The sequence below is a fragment of the Ignavibacteria bacterium genome (genome assembly GCA_025612375.1).
Lineage (GTDB): Bacteria > Bacteroidota > Ignavibacteria > Ignavibacteriales > SURF-24 > JAAXKN01.
Genome location: JAAXKN010000007.1, coordinates 41915 through 61757, shown reverse-complemented (window position 1 = coordinate 61757; position 19843 = coordinate 41915). Strand labels below are relative to the sequence as shown.

The 19843-nt window shown below is 42.9% G+C and carries 19 protein-coding genes and 1 tRNA gene; 15 read left to right on the top strand and 5 right to left on the bottom strand.

Annotated features, from left to right (window positions below):
- The first annotated feature begins 5 nt into the window (after positions 1–5).
- A complete protein-coding gene (gene ftsE, locus HF312_07050; GenBank protein ID MCU7519959.1) occupies positions 6–692 on the top strand; it encodes a cell division ATP-binding protein FtsE in 687 nt (228 codons plus the stop codon).
- Positions 693–782: 90 nt separating this feature from the next.
- Here the strand turns inward: ftsE and HF312_07045 are convergent, their stop codons facing one another.
- The 5 genes from HF312_07045 to HF312_07025 form a co-directional block, all read right to left on the bottom strand.
- The gene (locus HF312_07045; GenBank protein MCU7519958.1) at positions 783–1427 is read right to left on the bottom strand and encodes an adenylate kinase; all 645 of its coding nucleotides are present in this window, start codon (positions 1425–1427) and stop codon (positions 783–785) included.
- Positions 1428–1504: 77 nt separating this feature from the next.
- The gene (locus HF312_07040; GenBank protein MCU7519957.1) at positions 1505–1975 is read right to left on the bottom strand and encodes a nucleoside deaminase; all 471 of its coding nucleotides are present in this window, start codon (positions 1973–1975) and stop codon (positions 1505–1507) included.
- Positions 1976–2035: 60 nt separating this feature from the next.
- Positions 2036–2109, bottom strand: a tRNA-Arg gene (locus HF312_07035).
- A 172-nt stretch (positions 2110–2281) separates the two neighbouring features.
- Positions 2282–2641, bottom strand: a complete 360-nt coding sequence (locus HF312_07030) for a PRC-barrel domain containing protein (protein MCU7519956.1) — start codon at positions 2639–2641, stop codon at positions 2282–2284.
- A 78-nt stretch (positions 2642–2719) separates the two neighbouring features.
- Entirely contained in the window at positions 2720–2869 is a 150-nt protein-coding gene (locus tag HF312_07025; GenBank protein MCU7519955.1) for a lmo0937 family membrane protein, read from the bottom strand.
- 276 nt (positions 2870–3145) lie between these two features.
- Between HF312_07025 and HF312_07020 the strand changes: the two genes are divergently transcribed.
- The 14 genes from HF312_07020 (at position 3146) to htpG (ending at position 19535) form a co-directional block, all read left to right on the top strand.
- Positions 3146–4978, top strand: coding sequence for a hypothetical protein (locus HF312_07020; protein MCU7519954.1), 1833 nt, complete (start codon positions 3146–3148; stop codon positions 4976–4978).
- Positions 4979–5017: 39 nt separating this feature from the next.
- On the top strand, positions 5018–6862 hold the full coding sequence (locus HF312_07015) for a PQQ-binding-like beta-propeller repeat protein (protein MCU7519953.1): 1845 nt from the start codon (positions 5018–5020) through the stop codon (positions 6860–6862).
- An 85-nt stretch (positions 6863–6947) separates the two neighbouring features.
- The gene (locus tag HF312_07010) at positions 6948–8144 is read left to right on the top strand and encodes a class I SAM-dependent RNA methyltransferase (protein MCU7519952.1); all 1197 of its coding nucleotides are present in this window, start codon (positions 6948–6950) and stop codon (positions 8142–8144) included.
- Between the two features lie 111 nt (positions 8145–8255).
- A complete protein-coding gene (gene upp / locus HF312_07005; GenBank protein ID MCU7519951.1) occupies positions 8256–8891 on the top strand; it encodes a uracil phosphoribosyltransferase in 636 nt (211 codons plus the stop codon).
- The gene (locus tag HF312_07000) at positions 8866–9894 is read left to right on the top strand and encodes a tetratricopeptide repeat protein (protein MCU7519950.1); all 1029 of its coding nucleotides are present in this window, start codon (positions 8866–8868) and stop codon (positions 9892–9894) included. Before upp ends, HF312_07000 begins: the two co-directional genes overlap by 26 nt.
- 84 nt (positions 9895–9978) lie before the next feature.
- On the top strand, positions 9979–12159 hold the full coding sequence (locus tag HF312_06995; GenBank protein ID MCU7519949.1) for a bifunctional (p)ppGpp synthetase/guanosine-3',5'-bis(diphosphate) 3'-pyrophosphohydrolase: 2181 nt from the start codon (positions 9979–9981) through the stop codon (positions 12157–12159).
- A gap of 43 nt (positions 12160–12202) precedes the next feature.
- Positions 12203–12646, top strand: a complete 444-nt coding sequence (ruvX, locus tag HF312_06990) for a Holliday junction resolvase RuvX (GenBank protein MCU7519948.1) — start codon at positions 12203–12205, stop codon at positions 12644–12646.
- Between the two features lie 98 nt (positions 12647–12744).
- Entirely contained in the window at positions 12745–13029 is a 285-nt protein-coding gene (gene eutM / locus HF312_06985; protein MCU7519947.1) for an ethanolamine utilization microcompartment protein EutM, read from the top strand.
- A 5-nt stretch (positions 13030–13034) separates the two neighbouring features.
- Positions 13035–13613: a BMC domain-containing protein gene (locus HF312_06980; GenBank protein MCU7519946.1), complete on the top strand. Its 579-nt coding sequence runs from the start codon at positions 13035–13037 to the stop codon at positions 13611–13613.
- Positions 13614–13780: 167 nt separating this feature from the next.
- Positions 13781–14701 carry a hypothetical protein gene (locus tag HF312_06975; GenBank protein ID MCU7519945.1) on the top strand — a complete coding sequence of 307 codons (921 nt, stop codon included), beginning with the start codon at positions 13781–13783 and terminating at the stop codon, positions 14699–14701.
- A gap of 3 nt (positions 14702–14704) precedes the next feature.
- Positions 14705–15334 carry a dTMP kinase gene (gene tmk / locus HF312_06970; protein MCU7519944.1) on the top strand — a complete coding sequence of 210 codons (630 nt, stop codon included), beginning with the start codon at positions 14705–14707 and terminating at the stop codon, positions 15332–15334.
- 1 nt (position 15335) lies between these two features.
- A complete protein-coding gene (locus tag HF312_06965) occupies positions 15336–16979 on the top strand; it encodes a S41 family peptidase (GenBank protein MCU7519943.1) in 1644 nt (547 codons plus the stop codon).
- 147 nt (positions 16980–17126) lie between these two features.
- Positions 17127–17420, top strand: a complete 294-nt coding sequence (locus tag HF312_06960; protein MCU7519942.1) for a hypothetical protein — start codon at positions 17127–17129, stop codon at positions 17418–17420.
- Positions 17421–17627: 207 nt separating this feature from the next.
- Positions 17628–19535, top strand: coding sequence for a molecular chaperone HtpG (gene htpG, locus HF312_06955; protein MCU7519941.1), 1908 nt, complete (start codon positions 17628–17630; stop codon positions 19533–19535).
- Positions 19536–19843 lie beyond the last annotated feature (308 nt).

Sequence of the window (19843 nt, the reverse complement as noted above, 5' to 3'; positions counted from 1 at the left end):
AGTGTATGCTAGTCTTTAATAACGTTTCCTTTAGCTATTCCAAACAGCCTGTATTTGAAAACCTGAACTTCAGGCTGGATGAAGGGGAGTTTACATTTCTTATAGGCAAAAGCGGCGCCGGAAAAAGCACATTCCTTCAGCTGATTTACATGAATGTCCGGCCCGATAAAGGCACCGTGCGCTTTAATGAATATGACTCGTCAATTCTTAAAGATAAAAATCTGCCCGACTTAAGGCGGAAGATCGGGATTGTGTTCCAGGACTTCAGGCTTTTAATGGACAGAAACGTTTACGATAACCTGGCTTTTGTGCTTGAAGTTACTGGAACGCCGCGTAAACAGATAAAAAGAAAGGTGTTTAAGGCACTGGCTGAAGTGGGCCTGTCGCACAAGCAGATGAGCATGCCTTATGAGCTCTCGGGCGGAGAGCAGCAGAGAGTTTCCATTGCGCGCGCAATTATCAATGATCCTATGCTTATTCTGGCAGATGAGCCGACAGGAAACCTTGATCCTGAAACATCGCTTGAGATAATGGAGCTTTTTAAGAAGCTGAATGCCCGGGGCAATTCTGTGATTTTTGCCACGCATAATTACGACCTGGTAAGAAAATTCAGCGCTGGGATAATTAAGCTTGAAGGGGGCAGGGCGCTTAAGGTTACACTGAAGCAGAAAAGCAGCACAGTAGATTCATAGATCAGGAAATTTACAGAAGTGTTATGATTTTTTATATGAAAAAGGCCAGATTTATGCAGTCTGGCCTTTTTTTATTTATAAAACATTTTTTCATGCTTTTATTTCTGCAAGAAGCTCTTCGGCAACCTTGTCGACCGGCATGGTCCCGTCAACAAATTTGAGCCTGCCCTGTGAGGAATAGTAGTCCAGAACCGGTTCTGTTGTTGAATGAAAAACTTTCAGCCTCTGCCTTATAACGCTTTCTTCATCATCTTTTCTCTTAAACAGGCTGTCGACGCCGTTACATTTGGGGCAAATCTTCAGGTCCTTAATGTCGCTAATATTAAAGATATTGCCGCAGATTTTGCAGGTCAGTCTGTTTGTGAGCCTCTGAACAATAACTTCGTCATTGACGTCTATAGCCAGGAAGTATTCACTGTCTTCAGGTAGGGTTTTTAAGATTTCGTCCAGGAGTTTTGCCTGGTCGAGTGTTCTTGGGTATCCGTCCAGTATAAATCCCTTAGCGCATGTTTTATCTGAAAGGGCATCCTTAACGATGCCTGCCATGATATCGTCCGGCACGAGGTTGCCGCTTTCAACAATTTTTTTTGCTTCAAGCCCCAGGGCCGTTTCATTTTTTATAGCATTTCTTAGAATGTCACCGGTTGAAATATGAGGAATCCCGAGTTTTTCCGCCAGGATATGAGCCTGAGTCCCTTTGCCCACACCGGGAGCCCCGAAAATTACTATTCTCATTGTTTTATGTCCTGAAAAATTATTTTCTGTTAATGTAATCTAATACAAAGAGAATATATAATTCAATAAAATAGTAGCTAATTGCCCGAAGATCTTGTTTTTTGAAAGAATTCTTTCATCAACATCCGGCTTTCCTCGGCATATATACCTGAGTAGACTTTAATCTTGTGGTTGAGGCGTCCGTCTTCTGCTATATTGTATAAAGAGCCGCAGGCACCGAATTTGGGTTCATAAGTGGAAAAGTAGAGTGAGTCTATGCGTGCAGCTATCATGGCTCCCGTGCACATTACGCAGGGTTCGACGTTTACATAAATGTCGCATTCATTAAGCCTCCAGTTCTGGAGGTGGTTTGCAGCTGAGGTAATGGCAAGAATTTCAGCGTGTGCCGTAGGGTCTTTTAGCCTTTCGGTCTGGTTGTAGCCCCGGCCGATTATCCTGTTTTTATGGACTACGACGGCGCCAATGGGGACTTCATTTTCCTCCAGCGCCTTTTCAGCCTCGCTTAAGGCGGCATACATGAACCTGTAAACCTCTTCAGAAAACAGCATTATTTCTCCGGCTTTAAAAAAACAAATCCTGCATTTCTTTTGAAAACGCAGGATCATTTGTACACCCGTAGGGATTCGAACCCCAAACCTTCTGATCCGTAGTCAGATGCTCTATCCAGTTGAGCTACGGGTGCATCAAAAATTGTTTTCAAATATAACATTTTAACGTTACAGATACAATAGCTGCAGGCAGTCAAATAAAGCTAAAACAGTGCAAAATTTGCAGAAAAATAGAAAAAAAGAGTTAAGAGCAGAAAGCTGTGCTTTTTTTAATTTTCTGCTCTTAACCTTAATTGCGGGAAAAGTTTATTCTATGTCCCAGTAAGGACGGTAGCCATAATAGCTGTATATATCGGAAACAAACTGCTGATCCGGGTTATCCGGCCAGTTATCCTTGTCGAAACCGGGGGCATTTTCAAGTTTTTCCTTCGGAACATCCAGATAGAACGCATGTTCTTCAGTCGAGAGTCTTAAAGATTCCCACGGAATTGCAAAATATTTGTCGCCAATGCCAAGAAATCCTCCGAATGACAAAACCACATATGCAATCCTGCCTGAATTAACATCGATCATGATTTCTTCTATTTTTCCCAGGTCCTCACCCATAGTATTCTTAACATCATCGCCAGTAATTGTACTTGCGGATAATAAATGATAGTTTTTCATCCTACCTCCTTGTGCTTTTTATAACAGAGCCTGATTTCCTCTTAAATAAGGAATGTTTTTTAGTTGCCAATAGCTAACCTAGACCACGCGACGTCCGCTGAAAAGCCTGACCAATGCAATAATTACAGCTACTACAAGCAGCAAATGAATTAATCCACCGGCTGTTACTTTGAGGATAAGTCCCAGCAGCCAAAGCACAAACAAAATTCCGATAATGGCCCAAATCATGTTGTACTCCTGTTGTTAATTATACATAATTACTAAATGCATCATAACCAACTAGTAACGATTCACCAATCGCCTCTTATGGAGTATGCTGTAGAACATAAAAGGACTATCTCAAAACTAGTCTTAAGTCATACGTCTCTTATATATAATAGCTTTTTTATGTAATTTGTCAATGTTAAACAAAATAACTTGGAACTTAGAAAAAAGGCGCCCCGGGACTATCTTAAAACAGATAAATTACGTTATATTTATACCTAAAATTTGAGGAATCTTAGTATGTCAATGAGCATCCGGCTTGAAGAGCTGAAAAATGTTGAGCTGAGGCTGGGCAGGATTATAGAAAAGCTGATGTCTATAGACAGGCGGTTTTCGTTCTGCAGGCTCTCGGCATTTTTAACCGGAATTGCAGGCGGCCTCGTGCTTTATGTCCTCAGGTACGGATATGCCTCAGCAGCCGTATTAATACTTTCTTTTGGGGCGCTTTTTTTCTTATCCCACAGGCACAGCAAGATCCTCTCAAAGCTTAAGTTTTACAGGATAGCACTCTACGTCAAGCAGTCGAATATTGCAAGGCTCAGTCTCGACTGGAAAAACATCAAAAGTTACTCCGGGGCGGACTATAAGGCAGACTTTAGGGAAACCGACCTGAACCTTGTTGGTGAGGAGTCGCTTCATTTACTGATGGATACCGCCACTTCCAAAGAGGGAAGCGGAATATTAAGGCAGTGGCTGAAAGAGCCTGAACTTTCGATCCCTTTAATTTATAAAAGGCAGGATCTCGTTAAAGAGCTCATTCCGATGGTGAAATTCAGGGAAAACCTGATTGTTTCTGCCTTATTCTCGGGCAAGCCTTCAGACGGAAGCGCAATACTCTCCTGGCTGGAAAAAGAGAGGGACGGAAAAGAAAGAAAGCTCAGGCGTGCGGCAGTGGTGCTTTCTGTTCTGGCGCCCGTAAATATTATACTCATACTGCTTAATATCTGGAACATAATTCCAACTTACTGGGTTATTTCCACGGCCATTTATCTTTCGGTCTACTACATGAATCAGAAGAACATGGAAGACATTCCTGATGAGACCGATATATTAAAAAAAGAGCTTGGAAGCCTGAGCCGTATATTCAGAAATATTGAAACAAACAGGTTCTCAAAATCTCCTGGTCTTAAAGAGTTGTGCCGGCCTTTTCACAGCCTTGAGGCTGGTCCTTCATCTTTTATGAAAAAGATAAAACGGATTATCTATACCATGCAGCTCAGGGGTAATCCATTAATTTGGTTCTTAATCATACTAGTCACCCCTCTGGACTATCTTTGTGCAATAGAGCTGGGAAAGCTGAAAAAAGAAATTTCGCGCCTTCTGCCGGAGTGGCTTCGGGTCTGGCACAGTCTGGAAGCTTTGTCGTCCTTAGCCAATTTTGCGTACCTGAATCCCGGCTATGCGTTTCCTGAAGTAAATGATGGAAAAAGCGGAAAGAGTTTTATTACTGTCGAAAACCTCGGGCATCCGCTAATTCCTGAAGGGCAGAAGGTGAGGAATGACTTCGTGCTGGATCAGGAAAATAAGATCAACCTTATTACGGGTTCCAATATGTCGGGTAAGAGCACATTCCTCAGGACACTGGGCATAAACTCCGCGCTTGCACTTGCGGGTGCTCCCGTAGATGCCTCAAAAATGGAGCTCAGGCTCTCAAGGCTTTTTACCTGCATCAAGGTAACGGATTCCGTAACAGACGGAATTTCCTACTTTTATGCCGAAGTAAAAAGACTTAAAACATTGCTCCTTATGCTCGATGATGGGGAAGAACTGCCTGTATTCTTTCTGATTGATGAGATCTTTAAGGGGACAAACAACGTGGAAAGGCTCGTCGGTAGCAGGTCCTTCATTAAGGCCTTGGAAGGGAAGAACGGGTTCGGGGCTATAACGACGCATGACCTGGAACTGACAAAAATCGCTGGTGAGATTTCTTCGGCAAGAAATTTTCACTTCAGGGAGAAGGTTTCAGAAAACGTCATGACGTTTGACTACCAGCTTAGAGAAGGTCCGTGCCCTACGACAAATGCGCTCAAAATAATGAGGCTTGAGGGGCTTCCAATAGATGAAAATTTTTAGCTTAAAATAAACTGTTAAACAAATCTGAAAGAAAAAAAAGTGAAAACAAAACTACTGTTAATATTTGTTCTGTTAATTTTTACTACCGGCTTTGCACAGATAAAGCCTTTCCGCTTTGCATGGATGAGCGATCTGCACGTGGGAAGCGGAACGGGAGAAGAGGACTTAAAAAGATCCGTAGACGATATTAACCGCCTTGACGGGATAGACTTTACTATCGTCTCCGGCGACATTTCACAAAGCGGCAAAGGAAGCGATCTCCGCCTTGCAAAATCCATTTTAGATGATCTGAAAAAACCTTATTATATAATTCCGGGAAATCACGATACCAAGTGGTCTGAATCGGGGGCAACTGACTTCATAAAATACTGGGGGCAGGACCGCTTTACATTCCGCTGCGAAGGGATCTTATTTTTAGGACTTCATGAAGGACCCTTAATGAGAATGGCAGACGGGCACTTTGCGCCTGAAGACCTGAGGTGGCTTGACTCAACGCTTGCAAAAGTAAAGAAAGATGAACCCGTTATTATTGTTACACATTACCCGGTTGATTCACAGATCGACAACTGGTTTGAACTGCTAAAAAGGATAAAGCCGTTTAATGTTAAGTGCATTCTGGTTGGCCACGGACACCAGAACAGGAAACTTGACTTTGAGGGAATTAAAGGGATCATGGGGCGCTCGAACCTGAGGGGAGGTAAAAAAACAGGGGGCTATAACCTGGTTGAGGCTGAAGGCGACAGCATGCGTTTTAGTGAACGCACCCCAGGAGAAAAAACACTCCCCATTTGGAACAGAATATCTCTAAAGACAGTAAACTACCTGGCCGACACGGTAAAATATGAACGCCCGGACTATTCAATTAACAGTCTTTATCCTGATACTAAAGTCGTCTGGAGGAAAGAGACCGGATACACAATTGCATCTGCTCCGGCTGTAGTAAAAGACCTTGCCGTAACAGGAAATTCAAACGGAAGTGTATTTGCCTTTTCACTTAAAGACGGCAAAACCCTGTGGACATTTAAGGCCAAAGGCGCCGTTTATTCAACGCCTGAGGTCTCAGGCACCAGGGTGGTTTTCGGATCATGCGACAGCAACGTTTACTGCCTGAACCTTAAGAATGGAAAACTTCTCTGGAAATATAAAACCGGGGCATCTGTTGTTGCCGTACCTGTAGTTTCAAACAATACGGTCTTTATTGGAAGCAGCGATCATAAGTTCAGGGCTATTGATTTATTAACTGGAAAACTAAAGTGGGAGTTTGACGGCCTGAAGGGATTTGTGGAAGCAAAACCCTTAATCTATGAAGGCAGGGTAATCTTCGGCGCCTGGGATTCATATCTCTATGCTCTGGACGTGAAGAGCGGAAAACTTTTATGGAAGTGGAATAACGGAAAAGATGAAATACTTTATTCTCCTTCGGCATGCTATCCTGTAGCCTCGATGGGGAAAGTATTTGTTGTAGCCCCTGACAGGTATATGACTGCTCTTGATGCCGCAACAGGAAAAATGGTATGGAGGACTAATAAATTTTTAGTGCGCGAATCAATCGGGATCTCGGGGGACGGGAAATCAGTTTTTGCAAGATGCATGACTGACACTGTCATTTCCGTCTCGGCCTCCCAGAACAGCTTTACTCCCGTGTGGGTTTCGGATGTCAAGTATGGTTATGACATTGACCCCAATATGCCGGTTGAAAAACAGGGATCTGTTTTCTTCGGCACAAAAAACGGTTTTGTCTATGCCCTGGATGAAAAGTCGGGTAAGACAAAGTGGGCTTACCGCACAGGCCCGGCACTGGTAAACAACATTGCCGTTAAGGACAGAAAAAATGTTGTCGTTACTACAATGGATGGAAGCGTGATGCTCCTGAGGAGCAATTAAAAATTAAAAATTAAAAAGTAAGAACAAACGGGCAGGAAGAAAGTCCCATTTTATAATCAGAGGATAATTAAGAGAGAAAATATTTATGTCTATACTTCAGGAAAAAAGAAAAATTTTAGTAAGCTGCCCGCAGAGAATTGCTCCCATATTAAAAGAGGAAGTTTTAAGCCTCGGCTATCCTGTAGTCTCTGAGTCAGAGACTTTTGTCGAGACTGAGGGGACTTTTGAAGATACGATGAGGCTTAACCTTTTTATCAGGACCGCCCACAGGGTGCTTTTTTTCCTGGAAGAGTTTCCGGCTCCAACGCCGGATGCCCTTTATAAAGGGTTCAAAAGGATTCAGTGGGAGGACTATATAGACAAAGACGGCTACATAAGTATATCTTCTTATGCCGAGCATCCTTCGGTTAAGGATACAAGGTTTCCAAACCTTAAGGCCAAGGATGCAATTGTTGACCGCTTCAGGGATAAGTTTGGTGTCAGGCCCGATTCGGGTTCGGAAAGAAAAGGCGTAATGATCTATTTCTACTGGGTAGCCAACCGCTGCTCGGTTTTCTTTGACACCTCGGGCGTAACGCTGACTAAAAGAAACTACAGGAAAATTCCCTATAAGGCTCCTATGCAGGAGGCGCTGGCAGCTGCCGTTTTAACTGCCGGCAGGTGGAACGGGGAAGGCAATTTTGTAAACCCAATGTGCGGAAGCGGGACTCTTGCAATTGAAGCAGCCCTCATGGCATTAAACAAGGCTCCCGGACTCTTAAGAAGCGACTACGCTTTTATGCACATAAAAGGCTTTGACAAGGAAGCCTGGAATAAAGTAAGGCAGGAAGCAAGGCTCCAGGGAAAGAAGAAGTTAGAAGGTAAAATTATTGCTACAGATATAAGTAAGGAAGCCATTAAGGCATCCATTCAGAATGCTAAAACAGCCGGTGTCGATCACCTGATTGAATTTAAGGTGTGCGATTTCAGGGAAACCGAAGTCCCTATCGGCGGAGGCAAAGTCTTCCTGAATCCGGAGTACGGCGAAAGGCTTGGAGAGGAAAGGGAACTGGAGGCAATTTATAAGGGGATCGGGGACTTCTTTAAGCAGAAATGCCTTGGCTATACGGGCTACGTTTTTACGGGCAACATGAATCTTGCTAAGAAGATCGGGCTCAGGACAAAAAGAAGAATCCCGTTCTTCAACGGGAAAATTGACTGCAGGCTCCTGGAATTTGAGCTTTATGAAGGATCGAGAAAAGGCCCAAGGCTGAACGGGGAACAAGAGACTTTGGATGAGTAAAATCCATGTGAAAAGGGAGTCCTTCATCTTCTTTTCTAATATTTTTTCATTAAATCAATAATTTCATTAACTTGGGACAACAAAAATACAATTTAAGGGTTTTTCAGATATATGCAGGAATTTAATAATTTTAACCTGGTAGATCATCCGCTGATAAAAAGGGATCTGACCATATTAAGAGACAAAGACACGGATCAGAACAATTTCAGGATTGCTTTAAGAAGGGTATCCTCAATTCTTGCCTTTGAAATCAGCAAAAGCTTTAAGGTAGACACATTTGAGATTGAAACGCCGCTTGAAAAAACTGACGGCTATAAACTGGCTCAGGATATTGTGCTTGTTCCAGTCCTAAGGGCCGGATTAAGCATGGTAAACGCGTTCCTGGAAATAATTCCGGAAGCAAAGGTTGGGCATATCGGAATCCAGAGAAATGAGGTTACCTTAGAGCCGGTGGACTACTACTACAAAACTCCAAAAAATATTGATATAGCAAAGGTTATTCTCCTGGATCCTATGCTTGCCACGGGCGGCAGCGGGGCCGCAGCGCTTAACTTCTTAAAGAAAAGAGGTGCTGTTGAGTGTATTTTTGCCTGCCTTGTTGCCTCACCGCAGGGAATTAAGAAAATTGAAAGCGTGCATCCGGATGTTAAAGTCTACTCGGCTGCATTGGATAGGACATTAAACGATAGGGGCTACATTCTTCCAGGATTAGGGGATGCCGGTGACAGGACGTTTGGTACTTTATAAAGCGTGGCTTTGGGTCCTGGTACTATCAGGACCGCTTTTTTGTCAGCAGTATCCCGACCAGAAGGTGGATTATCTGCTTAAAAGAGGCATAAATAAAATTATGTCTGAAGATTATGGCGAAGCAGAGCAGATGTTTCTGAAACTGAGCCAGAGCTATCCCGACCTTCCTCTGGGCAATATTTATCTTGCGGCCAATAAGATTGCAATTGCCGTGGATAACGGGGAAGCTTTTGACGAGAGATATATAAATTCTAAGTTTAACCAGGCAGAAAAGCAGATAGAAAAGCTCCTGGCTAAAAATGAGAATAACCCCTGGAACCAGTACTTCGCGGCTTTGGCCAAGGGGTATTATGCTTACTACAAGGCCTTAAACAAGGATTACTTTTCTGCTTTTTCCAACGGTCTTTCCTCAGTTTCAAAATTTGAAAAATGCCTGAAACTTGATTCCTCATTCTACGAAGCATACATTGCCATTGGGTCCTATAAGTACTGGAAAAGCGCAAAAACCGAGTTCTTAAAGTGGCTGCCTTTTGTAAATGATGAAAAGGAGTTAGGTATTAAATACCTGAAGATGGCCATGTCGAAAAGGACTTATAATTTCGTCCTGGCAGAGAATTCACTTCTGTGGATATATCTGAACCAGAAGGATTATCATAGGGCTGCCTCTCTGGCAGAAAACGTATTAAGGGAATACCCTGAAAACAGGTCTTTCAAGTGGGGCTTGGGGCAGGCTTTGCAAAGGATAAATAAGCCGAAGTCAATTGAGGTATATACGGCGCTTCTGAAGTCTTTTACAGACCAGAGATATAATAACCACTATAATGAAATTATTTTGAAGCACAGGCTGGCAATACTTTTCCATGAAACAGGAGACGACAAAAAGGCTGTAAGGCTATGTAACGAAATTCTTGCCACCACGCAGCTTTCCGAATGGGTCAAGGACAAGCTGGATGACCGGATGGATAAGGTCAGGAAATTCAAAGAAGAACTATTGCAGCAGTAAAATTGTTTATCAGGTAAATAATCCCCAAAAAGCAGTTGATTTTGACAAAATAACCTGTAAATTAAGCTTGAATTTAGGATAAATATGGCATTAGGAGTTACTAAAAACAAACGGATTTTTGAAGATCTGCTGGAGACCTGCAAGCATAATCTTCCGAGCGTGGATGAGGCAATGCTGAAAAAGGCATTTGAGCTCAGCTATGAGGCCCATAAAAACGACTTCAGGGCATCGGGAGAGCCATATTTTAACCATCCTTACGAAGTTGCCATGATTGTGGCAAAGGAGATTCCTCTAGACGATATTTCGGTCATAAGCGCGCTTCTGCACGACGTTGTGGAAGATACCGACATTGATATCTCCTTTATTGCCAAGGAATTCGGTAAAGAAGTTGCCGAAATTGTGGACGGCGTTACAAAAATGGGCGGGGTCTTTAAAGGGCAGGACATAACACAGGCAGAGAATTACCGCAAGATGCTCCTTTCAATGGTAAAGGACGTAAGGGTAATACTTGTTAAGTTTGCCGACCGCCTGCACAATATGCGCACGCTGGAATTTGTAAATCCTGAAAAGCAGAGGAGAATTGCCAGGGAAACTCTTGAAATCTACGCTCCCTTTGCACACAGGTTTGGTCTTGCCCGCGTTAAGTGGGAACTGGAAGACCTGTCTTTTAAGTACCTGAATAAGGAAGCCTACGACGACCTGGCGCGCAAAATAAAGAATAAAAGGCGCGAAAGGGAAAATTACATAAACAGGTTTAATACTCCTATAATGGAGAAGCTGAAAGAGCACGGCTTAAAGTTCGAAGTATCAGGGCGCCCGAAACACCTTTACAGCATCTACAGGAAGATGATAAAAAGGAACAAGCCTTTTGAGGAAATCTACGACCTTTTTGCAGTTAGAATTATTCTTGAATCTAACGATTCAAATGAATGCTATTATGTGCTTGGTATTATAAACCAGATATATATTCCTGTACCCGACCGCTTTAAGGATTATGTTTCCATACCAAAGACAAATAACTACCAGTCAATTCATACAACTGTAATCGGTCCCGAGGGCAAGCTTGTTGAAGTGCAGATCCGCACGCGAAAAATGCACGAAGTAGCTGAAAAAGGTGTGGCGGCTCACTGGAAGTACAAGGAAAACAAGTTTACCTCCGATTCCGAGCTGGAAGAATGGGTTAACTGGATAAGGGACGTTTTTGAGAACGCATCAAAAGATGAAGCAAGCAAGGAAATTCTTGCCAGCTTTAAGCTGAACCTATACCAGGATGAAATTTATGTTTTTACACCGAAAGGGGATTTAAGAAGGCTTCCTGTTAACTCCACTCCAGTGGACTTTGCCTTTGAAATCCACAGCAAGGTGGGTTATCACTGCATTGGTGCCAAGGTTAACGGCAAGATTGTTCCTCTGGATACAATTCTGCACAGCGGCGACCAGCTTGAGATTATTACCTCCAAGAACCAGCACCCTAACAGGAGCTGGGCAATGTTTGTTACAACCCACAAGGCCAAGGCTGCAATAAGAAGGTGGATCAACAAGGAAGAAGAGCAGCTCGTGCAGTCGGGCAAAGAGCTCTGGGAGAAGAAAGTAAAGAAGCTGAAGCTCTCTTTCAGCGCTGACGACACGATAAAGCTGGCAAAGAGCCTGAAATATGACGGCTCAGGGCAGCTTTTTAAGGCAATTGCACAGGAAAAGGTAAACCTGGATGAAGTCCTTGCTCCAAAGAAGGATAAGGAAGCCAAGGAATCGATCTCCGAAATGGAATTTGACAGCTTTGCCAACATAGCAAGAACGGACCTCGGAGGAATTCTTGTCGACGGCAAGAGTGAAAACGTGATGTACAGTTTTGCCAAATGCTGCAACCCGATTCCGGGAGATCCGATAGTGGGATACATTACAATCGGCGAGGGGATCAAGATACACAGAAAGACTTGTGACGACCTGATAAATATTGTAAAAAAAGGGGAAAACAGGCTTGTACCTGTGCAGTGGCCGACTGTGGACAGCAACCTTTTTGTTGCAGGGCTTACAATTGTTGGTGAGGATGTACCCGGCATATTAAAAGATATCTCTCACAGCATTACATCTTATCAGAACACAAATATTAAGTCTGTAAACATTGTTGCCAACAACTCCATGTTTAAGGGCACAATAACGCTTTACGTGAAGAACCTGGATCACCTTTCCAGGATAATTGAAAGGCTAAAGAAGAACAAGGGGATTTATACTGTCGAGCGCTTTGACAGTACAAATCTTGTCTAAGCTGTAATTTCTAAGCTGTAACTGTTAACAAAGTAAGAGTTTTATGGATTTCAATTCCCCGGGTGAAGAGAGGATAATGGCAATTGACTATGGCGAAAAAAGAGTAGGCCTTGCCCTTTGCGATCCTTTAAGAATATTTGCATACCCGTTTAAGACAATATTGAACGACCGGAATTTCAGGACGAACCTTCTTTCTATCATAAAGGAAAACAGTGTGAGCCTGATACTTTTAGGCTACCCGTTAAAGGAAAACGGCATGAAGACAGACGTTACCGAAGCCGTAGAGAAGTTTAAGACGGAACTTGAAGGCCTGGCAAAGCTCCCGGTTATATTAAGAGACGAAAGATACACATCAGCCATTGCCAAAGAGCGCATAATTGAAAGTGTAAAAAGTAAAAAGAAAAGAAGGGATAAAGGACTTCTGGATAAAAATGCCGCGTCCATAATTTTGCAGGATTATCTGGATGAAAATCCGAAAAAGGGGTGAATTACAGGGATTCAGAAATTAGGCTATCTGGCTTCTTGACATTTATTCCTTTATAAATTATTTTCGATGCTACAAATAAACGAAATTAGGAGCACTTTATGACACTTGATGCACTTGGAATGATAGAAACCAAAGGTTTGGTTGGTGCAGTTGAAGCTGCTGATGCCATGGTAAAGGCAGCCAAGGTAGAATTAATCGGCAAAGAGACAATCGGCGGCGGTTATGTTACTGTTATGGTAAGAGGTGATGTTGGTGCCGTTAAGGCAGCTACAGATGCCGGAGCTGCTGCAGCTCAGAGAGTAGGCGAGCTGGTGTCCGTGCATGTCATTCCGCGTCCTCACAGCGACGTGGAGCTTATCCTTCCTAAAAGACCAAAAGTTTAAAACATATGCAGCTAGCACTTGGCCTTATTGAAACAAAAGGACTTGTTGGAGCAATTGAAGCTGCCGATGCTATGGCTAAGGCAGCAGATGTTAGAGTTATCAGTAAGGAAAAAATTACAGCTGCTCTTGTTACTATAAAGATAACAGGAGAAGTTGCAGCCGTCAGATCTGCCCTGGATGCAGGTGCTGCTGCTGCACAGAGGGTAGGACAGCTTGTCTCGGTGCATATTATACCCCGTCCTGACGATCAGCTGGATAGTATTTTATACGATAATTCCCTTAGACCTTCTGAGTCTGAAGACTCCGCTAAAGATACTGCAGTCATTTCTGAGGCTGATGGCGGTTTTGAGCCTTCCAAAGAAAGCGATGAACCCTCGGGTGACGACCCGGACGATGAAGCCGAAGAAAACGGCGGAGTTGAGATTATGGACATTCAGTCGATCAGCTTCGAAGAGCTGGAACAGATGAATGTTCACAGGTTGAGGAGTCTTGCCAGGGGGCTTAGCCAGTTCCCTATAAAAGGGCGGGAGATCTCAAAGGCCAACAAACAGGTTCTTCTCGATCACTTCAAAAAGCTCAAATAGTTTTTAGTGTTCAGTAATTTATTTAAGAACTCCACAATTATTGTGGAGTTTTTTATTTTTATTTGAAATTATATTTACTGCCAGTCTTTTATTGATTATTATTGTAATAATAATCAGTGTTTTCCATTTTTTGCACACTTACTATTGAATTATTCTAAAGAAAACCGATGCCGAAAGTAAATAAAAAAGTATTCTCTATAGTTTTAGCCGTTTTATTTTCTTTTATACTGTGGGGTTCTGTTACTCTTTCCAATTCTTACTACACTACACTAAAAGTCCCTGTGCGCCTGACCAATCTTCCCAAGGGATATGCGGTCTCCAGGATGTCTATTAACGAAGTGAATTTAAGAATAAAAGGGGAAGGGTGGCGACTGGCTTCACTCATCTTAAGCAACAACCTCGAGTACTTTGTTTCTGCCGGGCTGGACAGCCAGTCGAAAACTATAAATCTTAGAAACGCCCTGGGTGAAAACACGTGGCTTTCTTCGGGAATTCAGCTCTTTGACCTTTACCCTGATCTTCTTTCTGTCAGCATGGAGAAGATTACGGAAAGAAAGCTTAAGATCAGGCCTGAACTGAGCATGAATTTCAAGGCGGATTTTGGGCTTGTATCAGGCATAAAAGTTATTCCCGATTCGGTTGTTGTTTACGGTCCCGGGAGTATTGTAAACAGCCTTGAAGCTGTTCCTACTGTAAGCAGGATATTTAAGAGTCTGGATGATAAAGTTCTGGAGAGGGTAGATCTGAAAAATATACCGGGCCTCAGCTATTCGACCGGCAGCTGTGTAATCCGCTTTGACGTACAGAAGATTGTGGACAAGGCTTTCGAAAACCTTGAAGTTGAAGTAAGAAATACGCCGAGGGGTGAGGATCTGGTGGTCTTTCCAAACAGCATTACAGTTGTCCTCAGGGGCGGCATTAATATACTGGGCAAACTCAAAAGTGAGGACGTGCATCCTTTCGTTGATTACAATCAGGTAATTAAGGATACACTCGGGATAATTGAGCCCGAGATAAAGGTCCCTGATTACATTACAGTTATTGATAAAAAACCAAACCAATTACAATATATAATTAAAAAGTACTAATCTATGTTTATTACATTCGAAGGAATTGATTTCTGCGGGAAATCCACACAGGTAGCTTTGCTTGAAGAATACCTCGTAAAGAAGAATAAAAACGTAAAAATTATAAGGGAGCCCGGAGGGACAGTCATTTCAGAAAAGATCAGGGATGTGCTGCTGGACAAAAAAAATGACAGGATGTTCATTGAAACAGAGATCCTTCTCTTCTCGGCTGCCCGCGCGCAAGTAGTCAGAGAAATAATTCGTCCTTTTTTAACTATGAATTATTACGTAATATCTGATAGGTTCCATGATTCTACAACGGCTTACCAGGGTTTCGGCAGGTCAATCCCACTGGAGTTTGTGGACACAATTACGCAGTTTGCAATCGGTGACACGGTACCGGATTTAACATTCTTTATTGACATTCCCGTCGAAGAGTCGGACAGAAGAAAATCTGCCAGGAATTCTGAGGAACTGGACAGAATAGAAGTCTCAAAAAATGGCTTTTATGAAAGGGTCCGCCAGGGTTATATTTATTTATCGGAGAGGGAAAAGCGCTTTATCAGAATTGACGGCCTCATGTCTATTGAGGAAATTCACGAGAGAATCATAAAAGAAGTAACAAAGGTTGAAGAGATGAAAGGAGCAGGATAAGATGTGGAAATGGGTGAGAATACTGTCAATACCGGCAGCGGTAGTAATTTTTTCGGGATTTTTTAAAGGGGATGCCGACATATACTTCCAGATCTCCAGGAGCATAGACGTTTTCGGGAAGGTGTATAAGGAGGTTTCCTTCAACTATGTTGATGAGCTGAACCCTGAGGAATTTATGCTGTCGGGAATAACCGGAATGCTTTCGGCACTCGACCCCTACACTACGTTTATTGATGAAAAAAGGAAAGGAGATATAGATCTTCTTACCAGCGGAAAGTACGGGGGAATAGGCGTGTCAATCGGCCTGAGAAACGAGAAAGTTACAATTGTGGATATTATTGACGGGTATTCTGCCCAGCGCCAGGGTTTAAGAATTGGCGATGTGATTACAAAGATAAATAACCAGGAAATTACAAAGGATAACTTTGACGATATTTCCTCGCTCGTTAAAGGTGATCCCGGAACGGAAGTCCAGCTCTTAATTTTAAGGGACGGCACCGATCAGCTGACATTTAACCTGCTGCGCGAGGAAGTGAAAATTAAAAACGTTACATTTGCCGATTTTGTGCCCGAAAACAGCAATAACGTCTACCTGAAGCTAACGGGCTTTACGAGAACGGCAGGCGAGGAGGTCCAGAAAAGCCTCGTATCCTTAAAGAGTAAAAAATCAGTTAATTCCGTTATACTGGATCTAAGGGGAAACCCGGGAGGGCTTCTGGACGCGGCTGTTGACGTCTGTGAGAAATTCTTAAAGCAAAATCAGCTAATAGTTACGATTAAGGGGCGCGACAGCTCAAACTTTAAGAGCTATAAGTCAACAGAAGAGCCCGTATACGGCAATTCCAACCTGGTGGTTTTAATTGACAGCGGCTCGGCCTCGGCCTCGGAAATTGTGGCGGCAGCAATACAGGATCACGACAGGGGTGTAATCCTTGGAACCGACTCATTTGGAAAAGGGCTCGTGCAGACTGTAATTCCCTTGTCGTACAACACATCGCTTAAAATTACGACTGCAAAGTATTATACGCCGAGCGGCCGCTGCATACAGAAAATTGACTACTCCAAAAACAATAAGGTATTTTCAAATCCCGATTCAGACGTTCAGAGGAGCTACAAGACCGATCATAACAGGACCGTTATAGCCTACGGAGGGATTAAGCCCGATACTGTTGTTGCGAGCGACTCGCAGTCAAATGTTGTAAACGAGCTTTCTTCAAGGGGGCTGTTCTTCAAGTTTGCAACCGAATATTCAAATATGCACAGTAAGGCAGATTATTTCAGGATGAATCCGGACGTGCTTTATTTGACCTTTATGGATTTTCTGAAAAAAGAAAAGTTCGATTACGTTCCTGCTACAGAAAAACAGCTTAACGGGCTGATTGCTTCATCCGAAAAAGAGAACTATAACAGGCAGCTCATTGACCAGCTTTCTGCATTGAAGGGCAGGTTTAAGGAAATGAAGCAGTATGAACTTAAAGAACATAAGTCTGAAATGATCAGCTCCATAAGAAGCGAGCTTGCTTCGCGGTATGACGGGTCGACCGGAAGGATAAAAGAGAATCTGAAGAGCGATAAGCAGTTTCTTGCGGCTCTTGGAGTGGCAAGTAACAACGACGTTTATTCGCACCTTCTGACGCACCACTAGTAAAAAGAAGTAGAGCATAAATTTACCCCCGGTGAGCAATTTTGCTCACCGGGGGTTTTATATTTTAAAAAATTATGGTATTTTTGTCTTCCAAATGAAGGCCTTTGGAACTGAATTAACTATTTTGGTAACTTTAAGACTTTTAATATGAAAAATCTTGCAATTTTTAACTTTAAGAATCCAACATTCGACAGATGCCCGAGCTGCAGAAAAACCGGCGTGCTCCACAGATCAAGAACGAGGAATATTAAAGAAGAAATTGTAAAGAAAGTTTCACCATATGGCCTTTACCGCTGCAAAGAATGCGGCTGGAGAGGATACCGTGCCAAAGTTGTTTTCACTTCAAGGTCACTGTTGAATTTGTTTTACTACGGACTTATAATTCTGGCTGCAGGATTTGTTGTGTGGTCTGTCTTAAAGCGGTCTGACTGGAACCTTTAAGAGCAGGCTTTCTTATACCAGTATCATTATCTATGTAACCTTCGTTTTTTTTGGCTTTATCTGTTATACCAAATAAGCTTACAGATTGGCCAATATCGATCAGCATATCCTGTTTCAGCAAATTGAAAAAGAAACAGAAAATTTTGTATGTTTAAAAAATATTGCACAAAATATCTTACATTTATACTAAAAGGAGGTAAGTAAAAAATGGCAGTTGAAAATACGGCAGCTAATCACTATGAATTTAAGGCAGAGGTAAAGCAGCTATTAAATATTCTTGTGCATTCTTTGTATACAAACAGGGATATTTTCCTGAGGGAGCTTATTTCGAACGCATCGGATGCACTTGACAAGCTGAGGTTCGAGTCGATTTCAGGAACAGACGTTCAGGACAGCGATCTTCCGCTGGAGATTAATATCTCTTTTGACAAGGATAAACACACCATCACCATTTCCGATACCGGAATTGGCATGACAAAAGAAGAAATTATAAGCAATATAGGCACAATTGCCCGCTCCGGTTCGGCTGAGTTCTTAAAGAAAGTAACTGACGCAAATAAGGACGTATCGAACATCATAGGTAAGTTCGGCGTTGGGTTTTATTCAGTTTTTATGGTGGCCTCAGAAGTCGAATTAAAGACAAAGTCATTTAAGCCGGGTGAGCCCGCAATGAAGTGGACCTCCGACGGGCTTGGATCATATGACATTGAGCAGATAGATGAGGACTTAAAGCGCGGCACAACAATTGAAATTCACTTAAGGGAAGACGCATATGAGTTTGCAGAGAAGTACCGCCTGGAAACGATTATTAAAACGCACTCCAACTTCATCACTTTCCCGATCTATCTTGAAAAAGAAAGAATAAATACACTGACTGCCATCTGGAGGGAGCCGAAGTCATCGGTTACAAAAGAGCAGTATAATGAGTTCTATAAATACTTAAGCTACGACGTTGAGGAGCCGCTGGATATAATCCATACATCGGTTGACGCCCCGATCCAGTTTAACAGCCTTCTTTATATTCCGAAGAAGAATATGGATCTCTTCGGCTTCAGCCGTCACGAGTACGGTCTGGATCTTTATGTAAGGCGCGTAATGATCCAGCATCAGAATAAAGACATACTTCCTGAGTACCTCGGGTTTGTAAAGGGTGTTGTAGACAGCGAGGATCTTCCGCTTAACATTTCAAGGGAGACTCTGCAGGAGAACGTAATATTTAATAAAATCTCCACGAGCATAACAGGACAGGTGCTCACTCACTTAAGCAAGATGGCAAAAGATGATGTGGAAAAATACAACCAGTTCTGGAAAGAGCACAGCAAGATTTTCCGTTTGGGCTACAGCGACTACTCTAACCGTGAGAAGTTTGCCGAGCTATTAAGATTTAACTCTTCAGCATGCAAGGATGCGGACGAACTGATCTCACTTGCGGATTATGCGGCCCGAATGAAACCCGGTCAGAAGGAAATCTATTATGCATCGGGAGCTTCAAGGGAAGCCATAAGTGCCGATCCGCACCTGGAGATCTTTAAGAACAAGGGGCTTGAGGTGCTTTACCTTTATGATCCGATTGATGAATTTGTCATGGATTCGCTTTACAAATACAAGGACTTTTCATTGAAGTCTGTTGAGCACGCAGATCCCAAAGAGCTTGAGAAGTTTGAGAATAAAGAAAGCAAGGAAACGGTGCAAGAGCCGCTTACCGAAGGTGAAGACAAGAAGTTCCAGGATCTCTTAAAGTACATGAAGGAAATTTTAGGTGACCGTGTAACAGAGGTCAGGGTGTCAGAAAGGCTGAGTGAAAGCCCCTCAGTTCTTGCAAATCCATCGGGGCAGATGACCAGTCAGATGGAAAAGATAATGCACATGGTTAACAAGGACGCCTCCATTCCGAAGAAGGTATTTGAAGTCAACAAGGATCACAAGCTGATTAGGAATCTGCTGAAGATATACACTCAGGATCCCTCAGATGAATACATTAAGCAGGTAACAGAGCAGCTATATGAGTCTTCACTTCTTCTTGAAGGCTACTTGAATGATCCGCACAAGCTTGTAAACCGCATCAAGGACATCCTTGAAAAGTCGAGCGAGTGGCATCTGGCTGCAAAGAAATAAAACCTCTTACATTTGCAATTGATTCCCGTGCCAGGCAAAGCCTGGCACATCTATTTTAAAAACTGCGTTAACAGTTCATTGTCTGTTGTCCCTGATGAAAGGAATTTATTTCCCAAAGAGCCTCGGAGAGGCAACTTGTCTGTAGGAAAAAATGGTCCCCAAATTCCCATAGAGCCTCGGACGAGGCGACTTGTAAATAGACGACACCACGCCTATTGTCTTTTCTACGCCTGTTGTCTTTTCTCAATTATTCACCTAATTATATTCCGCTCCTCCGGAGCTCCGGGGTGGTGGGGGATTTGGTTCCC

Bases quoted from the DNA above. Each gene is read 5' to 3' on its own strand.
- ftsE (MCU7519959.1), top strand. From the start codon at position 6: ATGCTAGTCTTTAATAACGTTTCCTTTAGCTATTCCAAACAGCCTGTA.
- HF312_07045 (MCU7519958.1), bottom strand. From the start codon at position 1,427: ATGAGAATAGTAATTTTCGGGGCTCCCGGTGTGGGCAAAGGGACTCAG.
- HF312_07040 (MCU7519957.1), bottom strand. From the start codon at position 1,975: ATGCTGTTTTCTGAAGAGGTTTACAGGTTCATGTATGCCGCCTTAAGC.
- HF312_07030 (MCU7519956.1), bottom strand. From the start codon at position 2,641: ATGAAAAACTATCATTTATTATCCGCAAGTACAATTACTGGCGATGAT.
- HF312_07025 (MCU7519955.1), bottom strand. From the start codon at position 2,869: ATGATTTGGGCCATTATCGGAATTTTGTTTGTGCTTTGGCTGCTGGGA.
- HF312_07020 (MCU7519954.1), top strand. From the start codon at position 3,146: ATGTCAATGAGCATCCGGCTTGAAGAGCTGAAAAATGTTGAGCTGAGG.
- HF312_07010 (MCU7519952.1), top strand. From the start codon at position 6,948: ATGTCTATACTTCAGGAAAAAAGAAAAATTTTAGTAAGCTGCCCGCAG.
- upp (MCU7519951.1), top strand. From the start codon at position 8,256: ATGCAGGAATTTAATAATTTTAACCTGGTAGATCATCCGCTGATAAAA.
- HF312_06995 (MCU7519949.1), top strand. From the start codon at position 9,979: ATGGCATTAGGAGTTACTAAAAACAAACGGATTTTTGAAGATCTGCTG.
- ruvX (MCU7519948.1), top strand. From the start codon at position 12,203: ATGGATTTCAATTCCCCGGGTGAAGAGAGGATAATGGCAATTGACTAT.
- eutM (MCU7519947.1), top strand. From the start codon at position 12,745: ATGACACTTGATGCACTTGGAATGATAGAAACCAAAGGTTTGGTTGGT.
- HF312_06980 (MCU7519946.1), top strand. From the start codon at position 13,035: ATGCAGCTAGCACTTGGCCTTATTGAAACAAAAGGACTTGTTGGAGCA.
- HF312_06975 (MCU7519945.1), top strand. From the start codon at position 13,781: ATGCCGAAAGTAAATAAAAAAGTATTCTCTATAGTTTTAGCCGTTTTA.
- tmk (MCU7519944.1), top strand. From the start codon at position 14,705: ATGTTTATTACATTCGAAGGAATTGATTTCTGCGGGAAATCCACACAG.
- HF312_06965 (MCU7519943.1), top strand. From the start codon at position 15,336: ATGTGGAAATGGGTGAGAATACTGTCAATACCGGCAGCGGTAGTAATT.
- HF312_06960 (MCU7519942.1), top strand. From the start codon at position 17,127: ATGAAAAATCTTGCAATTTTTAACTTTAAGAATCCAACATTCGACAGA.
- htpG (MCU7519941.1), top strand. From the start codon at position 17,628: ATGGCAGTTGAAAATACGGCAGCTAATCACTATGAATTTAAGGCAGAG.